General features: G+C 70.1%; 5 protein-coding genes. 4 read left to right on the top strand and 1 reads right to left on the bottom strand.

Annotation, left to right across the window (positions count from 1 at the left end; genetic code table 11):
• The 3 genes from DVH02_RS15865 to DVH02_RS15855 all read left to right on the top strand — a co-directional run.
• Window positions 1-627: substrate-binding domain-containing protein (locus tag DVH02_RS15865; protein WP_114624470.1), on the top strand; the 627-nt coding region annotated here is incomplete at its 5' end.
• Window positions 628-948: 321 nt separating this feature from the next.
• Window positions 949-2,079 (top strand): metallophosphoesterase, encoded by a 1,131-nt coding sequence (locus DVH02_RS15860; RefSeq protein WP_114624476.1) that lies wholly within the window; start codon window positions 949-951, stop codon window positions 2,077-2,079.
• Window positions 2,080-2,226: 147 nt separating this feature from the next.
• On the top strand, window positions 2,227-3,060 hold the full coding sequence (locus DVH02_RS15855) for a hypothetical protein (RefSeq protein ID WP_199566294.1): 834 nt from the start codon (window positions 2,227-2,229) through the stop codon (window positions 3,058-3,060).
• Between the two features lie 326 nt (window positions 3,061-3,386).
• On the opposite strand, the gene thiC is transcribed toward DVH02_RS15855, so the two are convergent.
• Window positions 3,387-5,198: a phosphomethylpyrimidine synthase ThiC gene (gene thiC / locus DVH02_RS15850; RefSeq protein ID WP_114624469.1), complete on the bottom strand. Its 1,812-nt coding sequence runs from the start codon at window positions 5,196-5,198 to the stop codon at window positions 3,387-3,389.
• Window positions 5,199-5,407: 209 nt separating this feature from the next.
• Here thiC and DVH02_RS15845 point away from each other — a divergent pair, with 209 nt between their 5' ends.
• Entirely contained in the window at window positions 5,408-6,874 is a 1,467-nt protein-coding gene (locus DVH02_RS15845) for a YibE/F family protein (protein ID WP_114624468.1), read from the top strand.
• Window positions 6,875-6,893 lie beyond the last annotated feature (19 nt).

The raw sequence follows: 6,893 nt of genomic DNA, 5'->3' as shown, positions 1-6,893 counted from the left end.
CCCGTCGTCTCCGACGGCCGCCCCGCCGGCACCGTCCCCGTCACCGCGTGGGTCGACAACGACCACGAGGCGGCCGTCCTCGATCTGCTCGACCACCTCGCCGACGCGGGCGCCCGCCGGATCGGGCTGCTCACCGGCACCACCACGGACACCTACACCCGGCTCTCCACCACCGCCTACCTGCGCTGGTGCGAGCGCGTCGGCCAGGATCCGGTGTACGAGTCGTACCCCGCCCACGACCCCTGTGCGGGCGCGGTGGCCGCCGACCGGCTGCTGGCCCGTCCCGACCGCCCCGACGCCGTCTACGGGCTTTTCGACCCCAACGGCACCGATCTGCTCGCGGCGGCCCGGCGGTACGGGCTGCGCGTCCCCGAGGACCTGCTGCTGGTCTGCTGCAGCGAGTCCACCGTGTACGCGGCCACCGAACCGCCCATCACCACGCTCTCGCTCAAGCCGCGCCGGATCGGCACCGCCGTCGTGCAACTCCTCATCGACGCCATCGAAGGCATCGACACCGACCGGCCGGTCGAGCAGGTCATACCGACCGAACTGATCGTCCGGACCTCCTCGCAGCGGCGTCCGCCGCGCACCACGGTCAGCCCTCCGCGCTCCCCCGCGGGCGACTGACCGCGTACGGCCCTCCCGCCGGGGCGGCGCGAGGCCGCGGCGGGAGGCAGGCGCCGGGAGGCAGGCGCCGAACGCCCGTAGACTCCCGGGAGTCGGCCGGAGGACCAGACCTTTCGCATTTGGGGCGATCGGCGCGAAAATCGCCGCCGATCCGGAGGTCCGCCCGGATTCACCACCCCTGGTGCGTCCCACAGGACCAGCGGCGTTCCTATGATGGGCGCACGACACCACGGACTTTCCCCTATCGTGGATGGGCTCAGCCCCATCCCGGCCGGGCGGGCCCTGGAGGTGTACGGCGGCGCGACGGTGGTGGAGGGGTCGATGACACAGGGGGCCGGCCAGGGACCCGCGGTGCGGACGGCGACGTTGCGCGACTTCCGCGTACCGCCGTACGCGCAGGTGCCCGTGCAGTCCGGAGAGCAGGGACAGCCCGAACAGCCGCGGCAGCCGGGGCCGTCCGCCGCCGTGGTGCCGGACAGCCCGTCCGGGCATCCTGGCAACGCGATCCCGGCCGACGAACTGCCTGACGGCTACACACCCACCGAGCGGGACCTTCCGGTGATCAACCGGGGAGACACCGTCCAGGTGCACGTGGACCCCGTCGACATCCCCGCGTCCGACGCCCTCGGCCCGCTCTACGCCGTCGGCGACGTCCACGGCTACCTCGCCGAACTGGTCGCCGCGCTCACCGAACAGGGCCTCATCGACGGCGAGGGCCGCTGGGCCGCCGGCAACGCCCGGCTCTGGTTCCTCGGCGACTTCACCGACCGGGGCCCCGACGGCATCGGCGTCATCGACCTCGTCATGCGCCTGTCCGCCGAAGCGGCCGCCTCCGGTGGCTACTGCAAGGCTCTGATGGGCAATCACGAACTGCTGCTCATCGGCGCGAAGCGATTCGGCGACACGCCCGTCAACTCCGGCGCCGGCACCGCCACCTTCCAGGCCGCCTGGCTGCTCAACGGCGGCCAGCGGAGCGACATGGAGCGCCTCCAGGACGTCCATCTGCAGTGGATGTCCCGGCTCGACGCGATCGTCGAGGAGGATGACCATCTGCTGATGCACTCCGACACGACGGCCTATCTGGACTACGGTTCGACGATCGACGACGTCAACGACACCGTGCACCAGATCCTGACCCGCAATGACGCCGACGAATGCTGGGATTTGTTCCGCAAGCTCACCAAACGCTTCGCGTTCCGTGACGAGGGCGGCCCGGAGGCCGTGCGCGAACTGCTCTCCCGGTACGGCGGACAGCGCGTCGTCCACGGCCACAGCCCCATTCCCTATCTGCTCGGGGAAGTCGGCACCGAAGACGACGCGGACGGCGAGGAGGACTCGGGTCCCGTCGTGGAAGGGCCACACGTATATGCCGAAGGACTTGCCATCGCCATGGACGGCGGCGTCACCATGGCCGGGAAACTGCTGGTGGAACAGCTTCCGTTGACCGGCTGAGAAAAAGCGGGACAGGTCATTTCCGGAAACCCCCTGTCACCTCGCGCCAGAACGGCTCTACCATCGCCTTATCCGTAGCAGGCTCTCCTCCGTTTCCGCCGGCTCTCCGTCCCGTAGGGACGACCCGGCCCTACGGAGTATCGGGGGATGCACATGAATAGCGCTCCACACCTGCTGAGCGAGGATCGCGCGGATTTCGAGCGGATCCTCGACGAAGCACTGCGCAATGCGCACGACCGGCCTGATCTGGCCGAGATCGGGCGCCGGCTCAACGCGGAACAGCTGCGCACCATGGCCTTGAACGCCACGGAGCTGATCGCCGCGGCCGCGGCGGCGGAGTACCAGCACTACGCCAAGATCCGCGAGGACGCCCGCTCGCCGGTCCTCGCCGCCTCCTCGGTCCGGGAGTCCGTCCTCGACGCGGAAGACGACGATCCGCCGGGTTCCGGGGCCGGGCTCGGCGCGGTCGTCACCGTGCTGCTGCCGATTCTCGGTGGCACGGCCGCGTTGATCTTCCTGCTCGTCGGCTATCTGCTCAAGGCCCTCGAACCCGCGCCCGCGTTCGCCGACAGCATGCTGGCCGTCGGCTGGTTCTTCGCGGCCGTCACCGTGCTCGGCCTCCTGGGCGCGGCGGTGGCTCTGCTCGTCACCGCCCTGCGCAACAGCGCGACCCAGCTCCCGGCCCAGGAATCCCCGGGCCGGGAGCTGCCGGACGAGGTGGCCCGCGCGCGGGAAGCCTGGCGCCACGCCCTGCTGGAGCGGGGCATCCTGCCGTTCCTGCGGGACGCTCTGGCCGACCCCAGCGCCCACCCGACCACGCCGGGACCGCCGCGCCGGGTCAAGCACCTGCCCAAGATCGGCTACAGCCGTCCGGACTTCTCCAGCCCCGACGAGGGCTCCACGGACGGTCAGCGCCCGAGCTTCAGCAGCCCGGACTTCACGAGCCCCGACTTCGGCGGCCCGGACCACCAGCCCGACTAGGCCCAATACCAGTGACTTTGCGGCTGCCGGGGCTGTCGGCGGACCGTGTTTCCGCAGGTGAGGCCGCCGAACTGGCCCCTATGTCACTGGTATTGCGACTAGGCCCTGTCGTCAAAGTCCCGCCTGCCCCGCGGCTTGGGCGGACGGCGCTGCTTCGAAGACAGGGCCTGGCCAGGCGCTGTCCGGGCGACCTTGTCGGACAGGACAGGACCCAGAGCCTCTCGTTCGGTCCTGCCGGGCTCCCGGGCCCTGCCCGGCGACAGACCCCGCTCGCCGTCCAGTGACAGGCCCCGGCTCCGGCCGGTGGTCAGGGCGCCGACCGGCCCTCAGTCGGCCAGCGGCAGATAGACCCGGTTCCCGGTCGCGGCGAACTCCCTGGCCTTCTCCGCCATGCCCGCCTCGACCTCGCCCGCGTCCATGGCCTCGCCATGTCGGCGCCTGATGTCCTGCGAGATCTTCATCGAGCAGAACTTCGGCCCGCACATCGAGCAGAAGTGCGCCGTCTTCGCCGGTTCCGCCGGCAGGGTCTCGTCGTGGAACTCCCGCGCCGTGTCCGGGTCGAGCGCCAGATTGAACTGGTCCTCCCAGCGGAACTCGAACCGTGCGTCGGAGAGCGCGTCGTCCCAGTCCTGCGCCCCGGGGTGCCCCTTGGCGAGATCCGCCGCGTGGGCGGCGATCTTGTACGTGATGACGCCGGTCTTGACGTCGTCGCGGTCCGGCAGGCCCAGGTGCTCCTTGGGCGTGACGTAGCAGAGCATCGCGGTGCCCCACCAGGCGATCATCGCCGCGCCGATCCCTGAGGTGATGTGGTCGTACGCCGGAGCCACATCGGTCGTCAGCGGACCGAGCGTGTAGAACGGCGCCTCCTCGCAGATCTCCTGCTGAAGGTCGATGTTCTCCTTGATCTTGTGCATGGGGACATGCCCCGGTCCCTCGATCATCGTCTGCACGCCCAGCCGCTTGGCCACCGTGTTCAGCTCGCCCAGCGTGCGCAACTCGGCGAACTGCGCCTCGTCGTTGGCGTCCGCGATGGAGCCCGGCCGCAGGCCGTCCCCCAGGGAGTAGGTCACGTCGTAGGCGGCGAGGATCTCGCACAGCTCCTCGAAGTTCTCGTACAGGAACGACTCCTTGTGGTGCGCGAGGCACCACGCGGCCATGATCGAGCCGCCGCGCGAGACGATGCCGGTCTTGCGGCGGGCCGTCAGCGGCACGTACCGCAGCAGCACTCCAGCGTGGACGGTCATGTAGTCGACGCCCTGTTCGGCCTGTTCGATCACCGTGTCCCGGTAGATGTCCCAGGTCAGCTCCTCGGCCCTGCCGTCGACCTTTTCGAGCGCCTGATAGAGCGGAACGGTGCCGATGGGCACGGGGGAGTTGCGCAGCACCCACTCGCGGGTGGTGTGGATGTTACGGCCGGTGGAGAGGTCCATGACGGTGTCCGCGCCCCAGCGGGTCGCCCAGGTCATCTTCTCCACCTCCTCCTCGATGGACGAGGTGACCGCGGAGTTGCCGATATTGGCGTTGACCTTCACCAGGAACCGCTTGCCGATGATCATCGGCTCGATCTCCGGATGGTTGACGTTGGCGGGCAGTACGGCGCGGCCCGCGGCGATCTCCTCGCGCACGACCTCCGGGGAGACGTTCTCGCGGATCGCGACGTACTCCATCTCCGGGGTGATCTCCCCGGCGCGGGCGTACGCGAGTTGCGTGACCGGCCGGCCGGTGCGGCCCCGGCGCGGGCGGCGCGGCCGGCCCGGGAAGACCGCGTCGAGGCCCCGCAGGTCGGTCGTACCGGCCTGGAGCAGCCCCCCGCGGGGCGAGGTGTGCTTGAGGCCGTCGTCCTCGGGGCGGACCGGCCGTCCCTCGTACTCCTCGGTGTCGCCGCGCGCGACGATCCAGTTCTCCCGCAGGGGCGCGAGGCCCCGGCGGACATCGGTCTCGACGGTGGGGTCGGTGTACGGCCCCGACGTGTCGTACAGCGTCACGTCGTTGCCGTTGGTGAGGTGCACCAGCCGGACCGGCACACGGAGATCGGGGCGCGAGCCCGCCACGTATCCCTTGTGCCAGCCGATGGACTTGCCGGCCTCGCTCGGATTTCCCGAATCGGAGGCAGGCGTGCGTGCGTCCTGAACGGTCATGAGACCTACTCCCTACGCCGGCATTACCCGGTAACAGGTTCAGCGGTCGGCGCAGCTCAGGTAAGTGGGGAAAGAGTCCCGCACCACCTCGTTCAGCGCCCTCTCAGCCCGGTGCTCCGAGCTCCCGCGTGTGCAAAGGCGGTCCCCACGCTAACGCTCTTTCCTGCGTGCTGAACAGGGGGCCCCTTCCTTCTTGCGATGATCTGGCGGTGACCTCACCCCAGCAGACTCACGAACCACACGGCCACTCACACAGCCATGGGCCCGCCGCGCCGGTCTCACTCCATCTCCGCAAGGTGATCGCGGCGGTCCTCATCCCGTTCGCGGCCGCGGTGATCGTCGGGCTGGCCGTGCTCTGGCCGGGCGGTGCTCCGGCGCATGAGCGCACCGGTGTGGGCTTCGACCGGCAGACCGAGCAGGGACGCGTCGTTCAGCTCGAAAGCGTCAACTGCAAGGACGTGAACGCCTCGCAGATCCCGGCCACCGGCGACACGTCCACCCCACAGGGCCGCGAGGCGGTGCAGGAGGAGACCGGGAGCTGCAAGAAGGCCACGATCGAGCTGACCAGCGGCAAGGAGAAGGGGCATACGTTCATCGAGATCGTCCAGCCGGACGCGCCGCGGCAGTTTCACGTGAAACAGGGCGTGGTGGTGGCGTACGCACCCGACGCGCCCCGTGATCTCCAGTACTCGGTGACGGATGTGGACCGGCAGTTCCCCATGGCCCTGCTGGCGGGGATCTTCGCCGTGGTGGTGGTCGTGGTGGGGCGGATGCGCGGCGTCATGGCGCTGGTCGCGCTCGCCATCTCCTTCGCCATCCTGACGCTGTTCATCCTGCCCGCGATCCTTCAGGGCTCGAATCCGCTGATCGTGGCGGTGGTGGGGGCGAGCGCGATCATGCTGATCGCGCTGTACGCCTGCCATGGGCTGACGGCGCGGACCTCGGTCGCCGTGCTCGGCACGCTGATCTCTCTGCTGCTGATCGGACTGCTGGGGTCGCTCTTCATCGGGTGGGCGAGCCTGACCGGCAACACGGACGACAACACGGGTCTGATCCACGGGCTCTATCCCGAGATCGATATGAGCGGTCTGCTGCTGGCGGGCGTCATCATCGGCTCGCTGGGTGTGCTCGACGATGTGACGGTGACGCAGACGTCAGCGGTCTGGGAACTGCGCCAGGCGGACCCGACGATGGGACCGCGCGCGCTGTATCTCGCGGGGATCCGAATCGGCCGCGACCACATCGCCTCGGTGGTCAACACCCTCGTGCTCGCTTACGCGGGCGCGGCGCTGCCGCTGCTGCTGCTCTTCTCGATCGCGCAGTCGAGCGTCGGGTCGGTCGCCAACAGCGAGCTGGTCGCGGAGGAGATCGTACGGACCCTGGTGGGCTCGATCGGGCTGGTCGCCTCCGTCCCGGTGACCACCGCGCTGGCGGCGTTGGTGGTCTCCGCCGACCGGCGGCCCCCGGGAGAGACGGCACCCGCGACGGCGGGGACGGGCGCGCCGAGTCCGGCGGGTCCCCCGTCCGGTCCGACGGGTCCGGCGGGTCCCGCGTCCGGTCCGACGGGTCCGGCGGGGCCCGCGTCCGGAGGGCCGGAGGACACCTTCTCCGGGCCGCTTCCGGGCGCTCCGGCACGTGGTCTGGGTGGTGGCAGGGGCCGCCGTCGCAAGAAGTAGCGCGGACGGCGGAAATCAC

This window comes from Streptomyces corynorhini (assembly GCF_003346515.1).
Taxonomy (GTDB): domain Bacteria; phylum Actinomycetota; class Actinomycetes; order Streptomycetales; family Streptomycetaceae; genus Streptomyces; species Streptomyces corynorhini.
This window is presented reverse-complemented; position numbering and strand designations above follow the sequence as displayed.

What these genes read in the sequence shown, in the direction of transcription:
- DVH02_RS15860 (WP_114624476.1), top strand. Translation starts at nt 949, where the DNA reads ATGACACAGGGGGCCGGCCAGGGACCCGCGGTGCGGACGGCGACGTTG.
- DVH02_RS15855 (WP_199566294.1), top strand. Translation starts at nt 2,227, where the DNA reads ATGCACATGAATAGCGCTCCACACCTGCTGAGCGAGGATCGCGCGGAT.
- thiC (WP_114624469.1), bottom strand. Translation starts at nt 5,198, where the DNA reads ATGACCGTTCAGGACGCACGCACGCCTGCCTCCGATTCGGGAAATCCG.